Origin of the sequence: Luteimonas sp. gir (assembly GCF_037198055.1) — a bacterium.
GTDB classification, from domain to species: Bacteria; Pseudomonadota; Gammaproteobacteria; order Xanthomonadales; family Xanthomonadaceae; genus Luteimonas; species Luteimonas citri_A.
In genome coordinates this window covers 236,522-251,678 of sequence record NZ_JBBAXQ010000001.1, presented here as the reverse complement: position 1 = coordinate 251,678, position 15,157 = coordinate 236,522, and the positions used below count along the sequence as shown (strand labels likewise).

At 70.6% G+C, this 15,157-nt stretch carries 16 protein-coding genes; 8 read left to right on the top strand and 8 right to left on the bottom strand.

The window, feature by feature from the left end:
- Positions 1 to 9: 9 nt before the first annotated feature.
- The gene (locus tag WAF18_RS01170; RefSeq protein WP_183425117.1) at positions 10 to 420 is read left to right on the top strand and encodes a biopolymer transporter ExbD; all 411 of its coding nucleotides are present in this window, start codon (positions 10 to 12) and stop codon (positions 418 to 420) included.
- 625 nt (positions 421 to 1,045) lie between these two features.
- Here the strand turns inward: WAF18_RS01170 and WAF18_RS01165 are convergent.
- The 4 genes from WAF18_RS01165 to cls all read right to left on the bottom strand — a co-directional run bounded on the left by WAF18_RS01165 (position 1,046) and on the right by cls (position 4,092).
- Positions 1,046 to 1,831, bottom strand: coding sequence for a pyridoxine 5'-phosphate synthase (locus tag WAF18_RS01165; protein ID WP_337243490.1), 786 nt, complete (start codon positions 1,829 to 1,831; stop codon positions 1,046 to 1,048).
- Entirely contained in the window at positions 1,828 to 2,100 is a 273-nt protein-coding gene (locus tag WAF18_RS01160; protein ID WP_337243489.1) for a hypothetical protein, read from the bottom strand. Before WAF18_RS01160 ends, WAF18_RS01165 begins: the two co-directional genes overlap by 4 nt.
- Positions 2,101 to 2,225: 125 nt before the next feature.
- On the bottom strand, positions 2,226 to 2,603 hold the full coding sequence (locus tag WAF18_RS01155; protein WP_337243488.1) for a hypothetical protein: 378 nt from the start codon (positions 2,601 to 2,603) through the stop codon (positions 2,226 to 2,228).
- Between the two features lie 58 nt (positions 2,604 to 2,661).
- Positions 2,662 to 4,092, bottom strand: coding sequence for a cardiolipin synthase (gene cls, locus WAF18_RS01150; RefSeq protein WP_337243487.1), 1,431 nt, complete (start codon positions 4,090 to 4,092; stop codon positions 2,662 to 2,664).
- Between the two features lie 117 nt (positions 4,093 to 4,209).
- Between cls and WAF18_RS01145 the strand changes: the two genes are divergently transcribed.
- From WAF18_RS01145 to WAF18_RS01135, 3 genes are all read left to right on the top strand, one after another.
- Positions 4,210 to 5,307: a PA0069 family radical SAM protein gene (locus WAF18_RS01145; RefSeq protein WP_337243486.1), complete on the top strand. Its 1,098-nt coding sequence runs from the start codon at positions 4,210 to 4,212 to the stop codon at positions 5,305 to 5,307.
- Between the two features lie 80 nt (positions 5,308 to 5,387).
- Positions 5,388 to 6,464, top strand: coding sequence for an ATP-binding protein (locus WAF18_RS01140; RefSeq protein ID WP_337243485.1), 1,077 nt, complete (start codon positions 5,388 to 5,390; stop codon positions 6,462 to 6,464).
- Positions 6,461 to 6,895 carry a response regulator gene (locus WAF18_RS01135; RefSeq protein WP_183425123.1) on the top strand — a complete coding sequence of 145 codons (435 nt, stop codon included), beginning with the start codon at positions 6,461 to 6,463 and terminating at the stop codon, positions 6,893 to 6,895. Before WAF18_RS01140 ends, WAF18_RS01135 begins: the two co-directional genes overlap by 4 nt.
- A gap of 94 nt (positions 6,896 to 6,989) precedes the next feature.
- On the opposite strand, the gene WAF18_RS01130 is transcribed toward WAF18_RS01135, so the two are convergent.
- Together WAF18_RS01130 and WAF18_RS01125 are read right to left on the bottom strand one after the other, a co-directional pair.
- Positions 6,990 to 7,691, bottom strand: coding sequence for a 2OG-Fe(II) oxygenase (locus WAF18_RS01130; protein WP_337243484.1), 702 nt, complete (start codon positions 7,689 to 7,691; stop codon positions 6,990 to 6,992).
- Complete coding sequence (locus WAF18_RS01125) at positions 7,688 to 8,716, bottom strand: class 1 fructose-bisphosphatase (RefSeq protein ID WP_337243483.1); 1,029 nt, start codon at positions 8,714 to 8,716, stop codon at positions 7,688 to 7,690. The genes WAF18_RS01130 and WAF18_RS01125 overlap by 4 nt, the downstream gene beginning before the upstream one ends.
- Before the next feature lie 157 nt (positions 8,717 to 8,873).
- Here WAF18_RS01125 and WAF18_RS01120 point away from each other — a divergent pair, with 157 nt between their 5' ends.
- On the top strand, positions 8,874 to 10,076 hold the full coding sequence (locus tag WAF18_RS01120) for an amino acid aminotransferase (RefSeq protein ID WP_337243482.1): 1,203 nt from the start codon (positions 8,874 to 8,876) through the stop codon (positions 10,074 to 10,076).
- A 7-nt stretch (positions 10,077 to 10,083) separates the two neighbouring features.
- Positions 10,084 to 11,130, top strand: coding sequence for a hypothetical protein (locus WAF18_RS01115; RefSeq protein WP_337243481.1), 1,047 nt, complete (start codon positions 10,084 to 10,086; stop codon positions 11,128 to 11,130).
- Positions 11,131 to 11,206: 76 nt separating this feature from the next.
- Here WAF18_RS01115 and WAF18_RS01110 read toward each other — a convergent pair whose 3' ends face one another.
- The gene (locus WAF18_RS01110; RefSeq protein WP_337243480.1) at positions 11,207 to 12,724 is read right to left on the bottom strand and encodes a carotenoid oxygenase family protein; all 1,518 of its coding nucleotides are present in this window, start codon (positions 12,722 to 12,724) and stop codon (positions 11,207 to 11,209) included.
- Between the two features lie 22 nt (positions 12,725 to 12,746).
- Positions 12,747 to 13,178, bottom strand: a complete 432-nt coding sequence (locus WAF18_RS01105; protein WP_337243479.1) for a DUF2141 domain-containing protein — start codon at positions 13,176 to 13,178, stop codon at positions 12,747 to 12,749.
- A 49-nt stretch (positions 13,179 to 13,227) separates the two neighbouring features.
- Here WAF18_RS01105 and WAF18_RS01100 point away from each other — a divergent pair, with 49 nt between their 5' ends.
- Positions 13,228 to 14,430: a histidine kinase gene (locus WAF18_RS01100; RefSeq protein ID WP_337243478.1), complete on the top strand. Its 1,203-nt coding sequence runs from the start codon at positions 13,228 to 13,230 to the stop codon at positions 14,428 to 14,430.
- Positions 14,427 to 15,065 carry a response regulator transcription factor gene (locus WAF18_RS01095; RefSeq protein WP_337243477.1) on the top strand — a complete coding sequence of 213 codons (639 nt, stop codon included), beginning with the start codon at positions 14,427 to 14,429 and terminating at the stop codon, positions 15,063 to 15,065. The genes WAF18_RS01100 and WAF18_RS01095 overlap by 4 nt, the downstream gene beginning before the upstream one ends.
- Positions 15,066 to 15,157 lie beyond the last annotated feature (92 nt).

Genomic DNA, 15,157 nt, shown 5'->3' with positions numbered 1-15,157 from the left:
GCATCACCCATGGCATTTTCATCCGGTGGCGAAGGCCCAATGGCCGACATCAACATCATTCCGCTCTGCGACGTGATGCTGGTGCTACTGATCATCTTCATGGTGACGGCGCCGCAGTTGTCCTATCCGATCGACATCGACCTGCCGCAGCGTTCCTCGACGCCGCCTGACAATCCGGTGGAACCGCCGGAGCCGATCAAGCTGCGCATCGACGGCTCGGGCCAGATCTTCTGGAACGACAGCCCGACGCCGGTCTCGGCGCTGCGCAACATGATGGAATCGGAAGTCCAGCGCGATCCGACCAACCAGCCGACGCTGGAGATCGACACTAACGAGGACGCCGATTACGGCGTGCTGGCGAAGGTGTTGGCCGAGGCCAAGAACGCGCAGATGCTCAAGATCGGATTCGTCCGCAAGTAATCCGCAGTACCGCCGACGCGCCTGCAGCACGCTCGGCGCTTACCCCGCTTCATTTGACGCCGCCTTCGGGCGGCGTTTTTTTTGCGGGGTGCGACGCAGCCGCGTGGGCGATGTCGCTGCGCGCATGTGCGGTGCGGACAGGGTCCGCGCGCGACGCACGTCGATGAGTGAGTGCCACGGAATCGCTCGTCTTCCGTGCGCGGATGACGCGGCGTCAATCTGTTCGAAGCGTCCTCATTCCCAGCTTTCTTCCACGAAGGGCGCAATGCGCTGCGATGGGGTACGGGATAAAGATGCTGTTGCGATTGCTCAGTTTCAGGGTACGCAGCAGACATCGACGTCATCGCGAGTTGTACGCAAAGCGTCAGGTCAAAAACGGCAAAGCGCCCCCCATCCCAACCTTCCACCCGTAAAGGGCGCAATGCCCCGCGATGCGGGGGAAGGAGCAGAGCGGCCTGCGCGACGACGTGCTTCCGTGTGCGTGGGACACAGAAGAAGACGTCGCGATCACCTCCCCCGCGTGCGGGGGAGGTCGGCGCGCTTGGCGCGCCGGGCGGGGGGCGCTTTGCGGACTTGCGACCCGCAGCAGTAGCGAGGTACCAGACGCCGCGAAACCAACCTGATGTCAGCCCTGTGCGTCGCAGATCGCGAGATAACGCCGCACTGTGGCGGTGAGGCCGTCGTAGAGGGCCTCGCCGATCAGGGCATGGCCGATGGAGACCTCGTCCACTGGTGCGAGCGCATCGAGCAGGGCGCCGAGGTTGGCCTGGCTCAGGTCGTGGCCGGCATTGACGCCCAGGCCCGCGGCGCGTGCGCGGCGCGCCGTCTCGACGAGGCCGGGCAGTGCGGCTTCGGGCGTGCCGGTGGCGAAGGCCTCGGCCCAGGGGCCGGTGTAGAGCTCGATGCGGTCGGCCCCCGTGGACACCGCCGCCTCGATGTCGGCGCCGGCGTCGGCGAACAGGCTGACGCGACAGTCCAAGGCGTGCAGCTGGGCGACAAGCGGGCGCAGCGTGGCGCTGTCCGCGGCGAAGTCGAAGCCGTGATCGGAGGTCAGCTGTGCATCGCCATCGGGCACCAGCGTGACTTGCGCGGGCCGCACCTGCGCACACAGGGCGAGCAGACCGGGATACGCGCCGCGCGCAGGCGCGAAGGGGTTGCCTTCGATGTTGAATTCGACGCCGCGCGCGGCCGTCAGTGCGCCCAGCGCAAGGACATCATCGGTGCGGATGTGCCGGGCATCGGGGCGCGGGTGCACGGTGATGCCGTGCGCGCCGGCATCCAGGCAGACCCGGGCGGCGTGCAGCACGTCGGGATCGCGTCCGCCGCGCGAATTGCGCAGCACGGCGATCTTGTTGAGGTTGACGCTCAGCCGGGTCGTGCGCCGTGCAGGGGCGTTACGCGCATCGCTCATGCGCTGGGCGGGGGCGGCACGTCCGGCGTCGCGGCCGCGGCGTCGCGGCGGGCTTGCGCCTGCTCGCGCAGACGGCGCAGCTCCACCGGATCGACCATCATCGCTTCGCTGCGGCTGCGTTCGCCCACGCGCTGGGCCAGCAGGCCAAGCACGCCGACGACGACCAGCGCCAACGACAACAGCAGGGCGACCACCGCCACCGGCACCGATGTGGTGGTGAACGCAACAACGATCGCGCCGAGCGCGAGCAGCAGCAACAACCACGACATGGGCAGGGCCTCCGCCTGACTTGGGTGCAGTCTAACCGCTCGCCGGCGCAGCGCCAGAGGCCGATCGCGACCTGCTGTCGGGCCGTGGTCGCGAGGTGCCGTTGCCCATCGACGAGCGCCTGGGCTCAGGCGAACTCGGCCGGAAGCTGGGCGGCAACCCGGGCCCAGTCGTGGGCGATCGCATCGGCGACCCGGCCGCGCGGCCGCTGCACCGGGCCGGCATGGACCCGAAGATGGTCCAGCAGCCAGGCATCCGACCAGCCCGACCAGGTGCCGGCCACGCTGCGCAGGTTGGGCGCCAGGACCGGGAAGACCTCGCCCCAGAGCGCGCGGTGCACCTCGGCGGCGGGGTAGCCGGTGTCGCGCACCACGCGGGCGATCGCGACGATCATGGTGTCGTCGATCTCGGTGTCGAGAAACAGGTCCGACAGCGCCTGCCACAGCTGCAGCCGCTTCGGCTCGACGGGCGTCTGGACGGGCGGCGCCCGGTTGGTGGGGATCATCGAAACGTGTCCTCGTGCGCACGCGCGACGGGCGGGCGGGTGCGTTCATGCGTGTCGACTACAGCAGCGGCGAGCACAGCCGCGCCAATGCCTCGGGCAATCGCGCAGTCAGCAGCGGGCGGTGTCTGCCGCGCTGCACGCGCGGGGCATGCGCGAATTCCCGTTCGATGATCTGCGCGAGCGCAGCGGCGACGCCTGGATCGTCGAATAGCACCGACAGCTCGAAGTTGAGCCGGAAGCTGCGATGGTCGAAATTCGCGCTGCCGATGATCGCCAGGCTGTCGTCGATCAGCAGCGATTTGCTGTGCAACATCCGCGAGCGGTACTCGTAGATCTTGACCCCGGCGACCAGCAACTGGCCGAAGTACGACCGCGCGGCGAGTGTCACCAGCTGCGAGTCGCTGGTGCGCGGCACCAGCAGGCGGACGTCGAGCCCGGCGAGCGCGGCCGAGGTCAGCGCCATCATCGCCGCCTCGCCCGGCACGAAGTAGGGCGTGGTCAGCCACACGCGATGCCGCGCGGCATGGATCGCGCCGACATGGAGGCGGTGGATGGCCTCCCAATTCGAGTCCGGACCCGAGGTCAGCACCTGGGTGCGGATCGGGCCGGGATCGGCGACTGGGGTCTGCGCCTCGACGTCGGCGAGAAAGTCGCGGCGGCCGGTCGCGTAGGCCCAGTCTTCGGCGAACACCAGCTGCAGCACGCGCACGGACTTGCCGATCAGTCGCATATGCAGATCGCGGTAGGCGTCGGCGCGCAGGCGCTCGTCCTGCTCGTCGGTGATGTTCATGCCGCCCGTGTAGCCGATCCGGCCGTCGATCACGACCAGCTTGCGATGGGTGCGCAGGTTGGTCCACGGGCGTTGCCAGATCCGCCCGAAGCGCATTGGGTGGAACCAGGCGAGCTCGCCGCCGGCCTCGACCAAGGGCGCGAAGAAGCTGCGCCGCGCCCGGGTGCCGACGAAATCGAGCAGCAGCCGCACATGGACCCCGGCGCGCGCGCGTTCGACCAGGGCATCGCGCAGCGCGGAGCCAGTCGCGTCGGGCTCGAAGATGTAGTACTCCAGGTGCACGTGGTGGCGCGCCTGGGCGATGTCGGCAAGCAGCGCGGTGTACTTGGCCGCGCCGTCGACCAGCAGGTCGACCTCGGCCGACGACGTCGCCGGCAGGCCGGTGGTGTTCTGCGCCAGGCGCACCAGCTCGGCGGCCTCGCCCTCCTCGGCGTCGACCTGGGCGCTCTGCATCGAGGCCCGGCTGCGGCTGCGACGCAGGCGGTTGCGGTGGATCTTCTGCGGCCCGAACACGTGGTAGATCAGAAACCCCACGTAGGGCAGCAGCGCCAGGCCGAGCAGCCAGCTCAAGGTCGCGACCGGCTCGCGCTTCTGCAGCACGATCCAGCCGCCGAGCAGGACCAGATACAGCAGCCAGCCGGCGACCAGAAGCGTGAGCAGGTGCGGGGCGGTGACGAACGAATCCCAGGCGCGCTGCACGGTCGGTTCCAGCCATGGCGGCGCCGGTTGCGCCGCGCACAGGATAAATGCGCGCGCGGCCGCTGCGATGACGGGCGCGTCGCACCGGTTGAGACGCCAGCCCGGCATTGTGGCCCGATGAGCGCCGACCGCCTCCGCCCGCCCGTGCCCGCGGCCCGCAAGGGGCGCGGTAGCGCGTCCTGGGTCGCCGGACGCTACGAGAAACAGGTCGCGGTGGCTGAGGACGATGGCTGGGACGCGCTGCAGATGCTGCAGGACGAGGCCTCGGCACCGGAGACCGTGGTCGTCGAGGAACGTGCGCGCAGCGTGCTCAGCCGCAACCGCTCGCCCGATGTCGGCTTCGACCGCTCGGTCAACCCCTACCGCGGCTGCGAGCATGGCTGCATCTACTGCTTCGCGCGGCCCTCGCACGCCTACCTCGACCTGTCGCCCGGCCTGGACTTCGAGACCCGGCTGTTCGCCAAGACCAATGCCGCCGAACGGCTGCGCGTCGAGCTCGCCAAGCCGGGCTACGTCTGTGCACCGCTGGCGCTGGGCATCAACACCGACGCCTACCAACCCATCGAGCGCCGCTACCAGGTCACCCGCGAACTCATCGCGCTGCTGGGTGAGACCCGGCACCCTTTCAGCCTGATCACCAAGAGCGCGGGCATCGTGCGCGACCTGGACCTGCTCGCGCCGCTGGCGGCCCAGGGGCTGGTGACCGTGCATGTCTCGGTGACCACGCTCGACAACCGCCTGTCGGCCCGCATGGAGCCCCGGGCGGCTGCACCCCATGCGCGCCTGCGCGCGATGCGCGCGCTGGCGGCGGCCGGCATCCCGGTCGGGGTGATGGTCGCGCCGGTGGTGCCGGCGATCACCGACCACGAACTGGAGGCGATCCTGGGCGCCGCGCGCGAGGCCGGGGCGGACTCGGCGGGCTATGTGCTGCTGCGCCTGCCGCACGAGCTCAAGACGCTGTGGCGCGAGTGGCTGGACCTGCACTATCCCGATCGCGCCCAGCACGTGATGAGCCTGCTGCAGCAACTCCATGGCGGGCGCGACTACGACAGCCGCTTCGGCCATCGCATGCGCGGGCAGGGACCGTTCGCCGACCTGCTCGCCCACCGCTTCGCCAGGGCGCGCCGCGCGCTGGGTTTTGGCCGGCTGCCGCCGCTGCGGACCGACCTGTTCGTCGCGCCGCGCCCACCCTCGCCGCAGGGAACGCTGTTCTAGGGCCCATTCACGGCGCGTGCACGATACGTCCACGCCTGGATTTTCTACACTGCCGGGCTTCCCGCCGCCTAGCGCCGCGCATGCCCGATGTTGTCTCCCCGCCCTCGTCCACTGCACCCGCTACGGCGATCGATGTGTTCGACCATCTCGCCACCGGTCTGGCGCAGCTCGCGCCCGACGGCACGTGGCGGCGCGTCAATGCCGTGTTGGCGGCGTGGCTCGACCAGAGTCCGGACGCGCTGGTCGGCACCGCCGCGCATCGCGAGGCGCTGACACCGGTCGCCGCGCAACTCGACCAGGCGCTGGCCGGGTTCGTCGGGGGGGGCGACGGCCTGCACGAGGTCCCGGTCACGATCGACCCGGGCGAGGATGGGGCGCGCTCGTTGCAGTTGACGCTGACGCCGTTGCCGGGCGGCGACGCGCTGCTGCAGGCCCACGATGTCACCGCGCTGCGGGCCATGGAGCTGCTGCAGGACACGCTGGCGTTCGGCATCTCGCACGAGCTGCGGGCGCCGGTGCGCACGATCGAGCAGTTCTCCCGGCGCCTGGCCGCGCAGGGCGAGGACACCGACGCCGCTGTGGCGCGCGACCATGTGCAGCGGATCCGCGGTGCGGCGACCCAGGCCGGCGGCCTGATCGATGCGCTACTCGAGACCATGCGCGCCGCGCGTCCGCCGCGTCAGCCCGGGCCCGTCGACATCAGCCTGCTCGGCGATTGGATCTGCGCCGAGCTGCAGGATGCCGATCCCGGACGCGCGGCGCAGATCCATGTCGCGCCCGACCTGTGGGCCTGGGGCGACGAGCATGCCCTCAAGCAGATGCTCAGCAAGCTGCTGCACAACGCCTGGAAGTTCTCCGCCGGTCGCGACACCGTGCGGATCGATCTCGATGGCGAGCGGGTCGGCGACCGCCTGCGTTTGCGCGTCCGCGATGCCGGTCGCGGCTTCGACATGCGCTATGCTGATCGATTGTTCGTGCCGTTCCGGCGCTTGCACGGCGCCGACGACGGCGCCGGCCATGGATTGGGGCTGGCGATCGCCCAGCGGCTCGCGCATGCGCATGGCGGCCGCATTCGGGTGGAATCGGCGGAGGACGTCGGCACCACTTTCCACATCGACCTGCCGGCACCGCCGGCCGAGGACGCATCGCCCCAATGAGCGAACACACGATCCTGTTGATCGAGGACAATCCCGACGACGCTGAGCTCACCCGCATCGCATTCGCGGAGGCCCGGATCGATGGCCGACTGGTGGTGGTCGGCGACGGCGCCGAGGCGCTCGATTACCTGTTCGCACGCGGCCGCCACGCCGGACGCGATGCGAGCGAGCTGCCGTCGATCGTGTTGCTCGACCTCAACCTGCCCAAGCTCGACGGTCGCGAGGTGCTGCAGGCGCTGCGCGCCAGCCCGGCGACGCGCGGCCTGCCGGTGGTCGTGCTCACGACCAGCACCGAGCCGTTCGACGTCGAGGCGAGCTACGCGCTGGGCGTCAACAGCTACATCCGTAAGCCCGTGGATTTCGGCAAGTTCGTCGAGGTCGTCAAGCAGATCGGCCTGTACTGGCTGGTGCTCAACCACCCGCGCGGCTGACGCGGCCCCCCGACCGGCGACGTCGCGGCAGAGTGCAGGGCACGCACGCCGGATGCCGATGCGCCTGGTCCAGGGCCGCAATGGCCGGAAGGCCTCAGCCCTTGCCGTACAGCGCTTCGGCGCGCTGGAACAGAATCCAGCTGGTGGCGATGAACTTGTCTCCGCCCTGCGGCTTGTTGCCGCGATGGGTATGGGTGAACGCGGTCGGCGCGATCAACAGGTCGCCGGTGCGTGGCGCGATCCGGCGCTGCTGGAACAGGAACTCAGTCTCGCCGGCCGTAAAGCCGTCGTTGAGGTAGATCGTCCACAGCAGGTGGCGGTGCAGGGTCTCGCAGCCGGCGTCGCGCGGAAACAGCTCGCAATGCCAGTACGGGTAGCCGCCCTCGCCCGCCGCGTACCACTGCAGGTTGATCTGGCCGGGGCGCAGGCAGGTCTGCAGCAGGCCGCCGAGCCGGGCGTCGTCCATGTCGGCGAAGTCCTCGGCGACCAGCCGCCGGGGCGTGCCGGCCGCATCGGGCTGCTGCAGCATCAGCGGCGCGATCAGCGCCTGCGGGTAGCGGCGCAGGTAGCGCAAGAGGCCGCCGTAGACCGCGACGTTGAGCTGCCGGACCACGTCGGCCCAGTCGCTGCGATCGCCCAGCGACAGATCGCGGCTGCGCTTGAGCTCGGGGTGCAGCCCGCCGCCGACCTGGCCGGGCTGCAGGTCGGGGCTGGCGCGCAGCCGCGCGACGATCGCCGCGCAGGCCTGCGGCGCCAGGGCGCCGGGGACGACTTCGATGAAGTCGGCCGTGCTCACGCCGCGTCGCCGTCGTGCCGCAGGTGGTAGCCGGTCGCGGTCTCGACTTCGTCGCGTGAGCCCAGGAACACCGGCACGCGCTGGTGCAGCGAGTCGGGCTCGATGTCGAGAATGCGCGTGCGTCCGTTGGTCGCCGCGCCGCCGGCCTGTTCGACCAGCATCGCCATCGGGTTGGCCTCGTACATCAGCCGCAGCTTGCCGGGCTTGGACGGGTCCTTGCGGTCCCAGGGATAGATGAAGATCCCGCCGCGGGTCAGGATGCGATGCACGTCGGCGACCATCGCCGCGACCCAGCGCATGTTGAAGTCCTTGCCGCGGGGGCCGTCGGTGCCGGCCAGCAGGTCGGCGACGTAGGCTTGGGTCGGCCCTTCCCAGTGGCGCTGGTTGGACATGTTGATCGCGAACTCGCGCGTCGTCTCGGGAATGCGCAGGTTGGCGCGGGTCAGTACGAACGAGCCCTGCTCGCGGTCGAGCGTGAAGGCGTGGGTGCCGTGGCCGATCGTGAGCACCAGCATCGTGCTCGGCCCGTACAGGCAGTAGCCGGCGGCGACCTGGGTGCGGCCGGCCTGCAGGAAGTGCGCGTCCTCGACTGCGGCCGCGCCCTCGGGGCAGCGCAGCACCGAGAAGATCGTGCCGACGCTGGCGTTGATATCGATGTTAGAGCTGCCGTCGAGCGGGTCGAACACCAGCAGGTAGTTGCCGCGCGGGAAGGCGTCGGGGATGGGCTCGCAATGGGCCATCTCTTCGGAGGCGCACGCGGCCAGATGCCCACCCCAGGCGTTGGCCTCGAGCAGGATCTCGTTGCTGATCACGTCGAGCTTCTTCTGCGCCTCGCCCTGGACGTTGATGCTGCCCGCCTCGCCGCCGGCCTCGCCGAGCACATCGCCCAGCGCGCCCTTGCCGACCGCGACCGAGATGCGCTTGCACGCGCGCGCGACCACTTCCAGCAGCAGCCGCAGGTCGGGGGTCACGTGCCCCAGGCGCTGCTCCTCGATCAGGTGGCGGGTCAGGGAGATGGCGGGCATGGCGGCTCCACGGCGGACAGGGTGGCGGCATTGTCGCCCGGAAGCGTCGCGCTGTCCCGGCGACATCGCGCGCGCGGCGCCGGCCGGCTATCCTGCATGGGTTTGCCGCGCGCTCGGCGCGCCGCATCTCCTCCCCTCAACCGTCGCAGGCCGTGCCGTGTCCTCCTTCTTCGCTGCTGTCGAACTCGTCCCCGGTGACCCCATCCTCGGTTTGACCGACGCCTACAACGCCGATCCGCGTACCACCAAGGTCAATCTCGGTGTGGGCATCTACTACGACGAGGCCGGTCGCATCCCGGTGCTGGATGCGGTGCGCGAGGTCGAGCAGCGGCTGGCCGCCGAGGCCAAGCCGCGCGGCTACCTGCCGATCGACGGCATGCCCGACTACACCCGGGCCACCCGCGAGCTGCTGTTCGGCGTCGATTCGCCGCTGCTGGCCGATGGCCGCGTCGCGACCACTCAGACGATCGGTGGCAGTGGCGCGCTGCGCACCGGCGCCGACCTGCTGAAGAAGGTGCTGCCGCACGCGACGATCGCGATCAGCACCCCCAGCTGGGAGAACCACCGCGCGGTGTTCGGCGCGGTCGGCTTCGAGGTCGTCGACTACACCTACTTCGACGCCGCCCGCCACGGCATCGATTTCGAGGGCATGCTGGCCGATCTGCGCAAGCTCCAGCCCGGCACCGTCGTACTGCTGCACGCCTGCTGCCACAACCCGACCGGCGCCGACCTCACCGCCGACCAGTGGCGCCAGGTCATCGAGGTGCTGGCCGAGCGCGGGCTGTTCCCCTTCATCGACATGGCCTACCAGGGCTTCGACCAGGGCATCGCCCAGGACGCCGCGGCCGTGCGCCTGCTCGCCGCCTCGGGGATTGCCGAGTTCGTCGTCGCCAGCTCCTACTCCAAGTCGTTCTCGCTCTATGGCGAGCGCGTCGGCGCACTGTCGGTGGTCTCGGCCACTGCCGAGCAGAGCCGCGCGGTGCAGTCGCAGATCAAGCGCATCGTGCGCGCGAACTACTCGAGCCCGTCGACGCACGGCGCGGCGTTGGTCGCCGGCGTGCTCGGCAGCGACGAGCTGCGCGCGCGCTGGGAAGCCGAGCTCGGCCAGATGCGCGAGCGCATCCACGCACTGCGCGCCGGGCTGGTCGAGAAGCTCGCCGCGCACGGCGCCCCGCAGTTCGCCTTCATCCAGGACCAGGCGGGCATGTTCTCGTACTCGGGCCTGAGCCGTGCGCAGGTCGATCGGCTGCGCGACGAGTTCGGCATCTACGCCGTCGGCACCGGGCGCATCTGTGTCGCGGCGCTGAGCCTGAAGACCCTCGACTACGTCGCCGAGGCGGTGGCGACGGTGGCGCGCTGAGTCAGGCATGAGCGCCCGGCGGCGTTCGCGATCCCGCAACGCCGCCGTCCGCGCGCGCCAGGGCCCGCCGCCGGTCCCGGCGCGGCTACCGTGGTGGCGGCGCGCGCGTCGCTCGCCGCTGGCCTGGGCCGCGGCCTGCACGGGGTTCGCGATTCTTGCCGGGCGCCACGGCATGGCGTTCCCGCCGTACCTGGCGGTGCTGCTGGCCGGGGTGCTGTGCGGCGTGTCCTTCGTGGCGTTGACCTTGCGGGTCTCGCCACGTCTGGGCGTATGGCTGCATATTGCCGGCGCCGCAGTGGGCGCGGGCGTGGTGCTGTGGTTGATCCACGGCGAGCTGCCCGATCTGTCCGCGCTCCCCGAGCCGCTGCGCCATGCCGTGCTCTGGATGCAACTCGGCGTCGCGCCGATGTTCGGCTGGATCTGGCTGGCGTTGCTTGGGCGGGTGAGCGGCCATTTCCAGCGCGACGCCCACACGCGCGCAGCGGCGATAACGCGGACCGATTGGCAGCGCGATGGCGCGGCCTGGACGCTGTGCTTTCCAGCCGTGCCCATGCGCACGCGCACGCTCGTCGCACTGATCGCGTCGGTGACGGTGATCGCCGGGGGATTGGCGGTCGCCGGCCTGATCACGTTCTACGACGCGACGCTGCGCATCGGTGCTTACGGCGCAATCCTGATCTTCGCATTGGTCGTCGGCCTGCCCGGCTACCTGGGGCTGACGGTCCTGCTGCGCCGCGGTACCGAGACCGTGACGCTGCGCATCGATGCCGAGCGTTTGACCCTGGGACGGCCCGGCCAGCCGCCGCGCGTTTTCGCCTTGCGCGATCTCACGCTGTTCCGCTGGCAGAGCGCGTCGGACCAAGCGCGGCTTGAACTTGCCGCGCCCGGTGTCGAGGCGGTGAGCCTGCTGGCGGGTGTGGCGCGCGTGCCCAAAGGCACGAGCGCCGAACTGCCCGCGCTTCCGCGGCCGCTGGTGCAGTGGCTGACCGAGGCGGGCCTGCGCGAACGGCCGGTCCGGGTCGCGGCGCGGCCGCGGACGTTCGCGCGCGACTGAGGCATCGGACCCGGCTTCGCTGCGCCCCGCGCTCGCGGGCGATGGCGCAAGCGACGCCTGGCACGACGCCGCGGCTTCAGGCCGCGGCCTGCGCAAAGTGGCCGTGGAAGCCGAGTGGGAATGCGTACGGCAGCCAGGCGGTCGCGATCGGGCCGTCGGCGATGTGCTGGGCGTCGAGCACCGCGATGCCGCTGCGATCGCGCGTGGGATCGAGCAGCGTGCCCACCAGCCAGCCGTCGTCGGGGCGCGTGCTGCCCGGACGCGGGATGAAGACGTGTTCCTCGGCGAGGATGTCGCGCCCGTAGCGGTGCAGCTCACGTCGGCCGGCGACCGGGTCGATCATCTGCACCGCGTTGAAGTACGGCGCGGTCGCATCGCCGGCATTGGTCGGCGTGTAGAGCCGTGCGCCGCGGTCGCTCGGCGTGCGCGCGTCGAACATCGGAAACTCCATGCCGCCCAGGCCCGTGGTCTCCCAGCGGCCGCGGCCGGTGCGCATGTCCAGCCGCAACTCGACGAGCTCCGCGGGCGCGGCCGGGCCGTGATGACCGAACATCGCCTCGCGATGCGGCGAACGCGCCCGTGCGACATCGGCCAGCCGCATCGTGCGCACGGTGATCTCGCCATCGCGCTCGAAGGCATCGCCGAAGTGGTAGGCCATCGTGAAATCGACCTCGAAGCGGCGCGCAACGCGGTCGGGTGCGGTCTTGTCGACGATCAGGACCGTGGAGGCGCGTTGCGGTGCGAAGGTCAGGCTTTCGAAGAACGACCCGGCCGGCGTGTAGTCGAACGGCGTCAGCAGGAAGACCAGGTACCGGTCGGTCTGCACGAAGGCATGCAGGTAGCCGGGTGCGCCCATGTCGTGCACCTGCGCGTCGATCAGCTGCCCATCGCGGCCGATGTGCCACACCAGCAGGCCGGCGCCGCCGAGCATCGACAATGCTCCGAAGTTCCACCAGCTGCCGTCGCGGTCCTGCAGCGGGTGGGCCGAGAACGGCAGTGCCTGCAGGTCGGGCCGCCAGGTCTTGGGACCGATCGTATCGAGCGCATCGGGGTCGAGCTCGAAGGCCGAGCCGGCCTCGCTCAACGCGAACAGGCGCCCGCCGATGACCACCACCGAGGTGTTGGCGGTGCTGGCATCGTCGTTGTTGCGCAGCGCGACCGGGTCGGCGACCGTGGTGCCCGCGGCCAGCGTGTTGAAGCGTCCGGCGCTGCGTTCGCGCTTGAACTTCGGCGTCTGCACCATGCGCCCGCGGTGGGTCACCGTGCCGTTGCCGAAACGCCAGCCGTGGACCATGCCGTCGCCGTCGAACCAGTGCTCGTAGCGGAAGCCGTCGCGCTCGAACCAGGCCGGTCCGTTGCGATACAGCGTGCCGGCGAAGTCCGCTGGCAGGCGGCCTTCGATCTGCACCGTCGTCGGGCCGAAGGCCTCGGCCGACACCTGGCGCCAGCCGGCCAGATACGGGTGTTCGCGTAGGCCGGCGGCAAACTCGGCCGGATCGCCGGCGAATGCGTCCGCGCCGTGCAACAGCGCGGGCCCGAGTGCGGCGATGGTGGCGCCCGAGAGCAGATTGCGGAGGAAGTGGCGGCGGTCCATGGGGGCTCCTGAGTCGGCCGGATCAGCGGATCGCGATGTCGAGCGCCGTGGTGTCGCGACCGACTTCGAACGCTGCCTCGTCGAACGTCGGCTTGCGCATCACCCGCGGGTTGTTGCTGAAGCCGTAGCCTTCGACCGGCATGCCGGTGAGGTTGGTGTCGAGCTTGCCGTTGCCGTTCTCGTCGTGGATCACCAGCAACGCGTAGCGCCCGGCCGGCACGTCGTCGAAGCGCAGGTGGGTGACAGCGCCTTCGGGGGCCAGCAGGCGGCCGGCGATCGGCGGCGCCTCGCCGGCATAGCCCGCCGCATCGACCAGGGCGACCTGGAACTGCCCGTCCTGGTTGCGGGCATCGCGAATGGACACCTCGAGGGTGGCGGCATGCGCCGGCGCGGCGAGGGCGGCAGCGGCCAGCAGGGCGAACGGTGCGGCGATGGAGGCGGGGGTGCGGCGCATGGCGAGGTCCTCATTGGGTGTGGCCACAGTCTTCCGTGCGCCGTCCCCGATGCCTGCTGCCACTGGTCACCGATCCGCAGTGCCGAAAGTCACTTTCTGCACCCCGCCCATTGCCGTCGCCGCCACTGGCTTGCAGCATGGCGCCATGACCCAGCCCCGCCGCCTGTTCGAACCGCTCAATCTCGCCGCGTTGCTGACGCTCGGCGCGGTCGCGTTCTCGATGCGGTACTACGAGCCGGGGCGCCAGGCGACGGCCTGGCTGCTGCTCGGCCTGTTCGCCGTCGGCTTCCTGTCGCTGTCGCTGTGGCCGCCCCGGCTGCGACGGGTCGAGCACACGGTGGTCGCGCTGCTGCCGGTGATCGCGTTGGCCCTGATCGCGCTCGATCCCAAGCCCGGCACTGCGCCGATCCTGCTGGTGGTGTGGATCGCGGCGGCGTTCTCGCACTGGCCGCCGCGCGTGGCGACGATCGCGCTGGTGCTCGCCGACGTGGTCTATTACCTGATCCTCAAGCACATCGCCGGCTTCGGCGCGCCGCTGATGGTGGTGCTGATCTTCGCCGGCTTCCAGGCCTTCGCGGCGTTGTGCATGCACTACGCGCGCAGCGCCGAACGCACCCGCGATGCGCTTTCGCGCGTCAATGCCGATCTGCTGGCCACGCGCGCCCTGCTCGCCGACAGCGCACGCGATGCCGAGCGCCTGCGCGTGGCGCGCGAGCTCCATGACGTCGCCGGCCACAAGCTCACCGCGATGCGTCTGAACCTGCGTGCGCTGGTCGACGAACCGGCCTTGGCCGATAACCCGCAGCTGCGCGTGGCCGAGCAGCTGTCGGGCGAACTGCTGGCCGACATCCGCGACGTGGTCCAGGCGATGCGCGAGCCCGGTGGGCTGGATCTGGCGACCGCGTTGCGCGCGCTGGCCGCGCCGATGCCGCGCCCGCTGCTGCGGCTGTCGATCGCCGACGATGTGCAGGTGACCGACCCCGCGCTCGCCGATGCGGTGCTGCGGCTGGTGCAGGAAGCGCTGACGAATGCCGCCAAGCACGCCGACGCGGACACGCTCGATGTCACCCTGCACCGCGCAGGCGATGTGCTGCATGTGACCATCGAGGACGACGGCCTGGTGCGCGAGGACTGGCGCGAAGGCAATGGCATCGCCGGCATGCGCGAGCGCCTGGCAGCGTTGCGGGGCCGGGTGCGCCTGGCGCGCAATGCCCGCGGTGCGATGCGGATCGAGGCGGAGTTGCCGGCGTGAGCGCGGCCCCCGTGCGCGTTGCGCTCGCCGACGACCAGGCCCTGGTCCGCGCCGGCTTGCGCGCGCTGCTGGAACGCCAGGGCATCGCCATCGTGTTCGAGGCCGACTCGGGCACGAGCCTGCTCGAGCGGATCGCTGCGCAGCCGGTCGATGTGGTGCTCAGCGATATCCGCATGCCCGGCCTGGACGGCATCGATGCGCTGACCGCGCTGCGTGCGCGCGGCGACGCGACGCCGGTGCTGCTGCTGACCACCTTCGACGACAGCGACCTGCTGCTGCGCGCAACCGACGCCGGCGCGCAGGGTTTCCTGCTCAAGGACGCCGCGCCCGAGGATCTGCGCGATGCGATCGCGCGCGTCGCCGCGGGCGAGACTCTGTTGCAGCCGGTCAGCACCGAACCGGTGCGGGCGCGCTACCGGTTCCACGACGACCAGGCCCCGCGCGAGACCTTCAACGAACGCGAGGTCGCGATCCTGCGCCTGCTCGCCGGCGGCTACTCCAACAAGGAGATCGCGCGCAGCCTGTTCCTGGCCGAGGGCACGGTGAAGAACTACGTCTCGGCGATCCTCGACAAGCTCGGCACCCGCGACCGCACGCGCGCGGTGCTCAAGGCGATCACGCTGCGCGTCATCTGACCCGGCCATCGCCGCGAAGACGGGATTGATGCGGATCAAGGCGGCCGCGCCCGCGCCGCGCTAGCCTGATCCTCCCTTGACTGCGCTGGAGC

Bases quoted from the DNA above. Each gene is read 5' to 3' on its own strand.
- WAF18_RS01100 (WP_337243478.1), top strand. From the start codon at position 13,228: ATGCCTGCTGCCACTGGTCACCGATCCGCAGTGCCGAAAGTCACTTTC.
- WAF18_RS01135 (WP_183425123.1), top strand. From the start codon at position 6,461: ATGAGCGAACACACGATCCTGTTGATCGAGGACAATCCCGACGACGCT.
- WAF18_RS01140 (WP_337243485.1), top strand. From the start codon at position 5,388: ATGCCCGATGTTGTCTCCCCGCCCTCGTCCACTGCACCCGCTACGGCG.
- WAF18_RS01165 (WP_337243490.1), bottom strand. From the start codon at position 1,831: ATGAGCGATGCGCGTAACGCCCCTGCACGGCGCACGACCCGGCTGAGC.
- WAF18_RS01160 (WP_337243489.1), bottom strand. From the start codon at position 2,100: ATGTCGTGGTTGTTGCTGCTGCTCGCGCTCGGCGCGATCGTTGTTGCG.
- WAF18_RS01125 (WP_337243483.1), bottom strand. From the start codon at position 8,716: ATGCCCGCCATCTCCCTGACCCGCCACCTGATCGAGGAGCAGCGCCTG.
- WAF18_RS01105 (WP_337243479.1), bottom strand. From the start codon at position 13,178: ATGCGCCGCACCCCCGCCTCCATCGCCGCACCGTTCGCCCTGCTGGCC.
- WAF18_RS01170 (WP_183425117.1), top strand. From the start codon at position 10: ATGGCATTTTCATCCGGTGGCGAAGGCCCAATGGCCGACATCAACATC.
- WAF18_RS01115 (WP_337243481.1), top strand. From the start codon at position 10,084: ATGAGCGCCCGGCGGCGTTCGCGATCCCGCAACGCCGCCGTCCGCGCG.
- WAF18_RS01155 (WP_337243488.1), bottom strand. From the start codon at position 2,603: ATGATCCCCACCAACCGGGCGCCGCCCGTCCAGACGCCCGTCGAGCCG.
- WAF18_RS01145 (WP_337243486.1), top strand. From the start codon at position 4,210: ATGAGCGCCGACCGCCTCCGCCCGCCCGTGCCCGCGGCCCGCAAGGGG.
- WAF18_RS01110 (WP_337243480.1), bottom strand. From the start codon at position 12,724: ATGGACCGCCGCCACTTCCTCCGCAATCTGCTCTCGGGCGCCACCATC.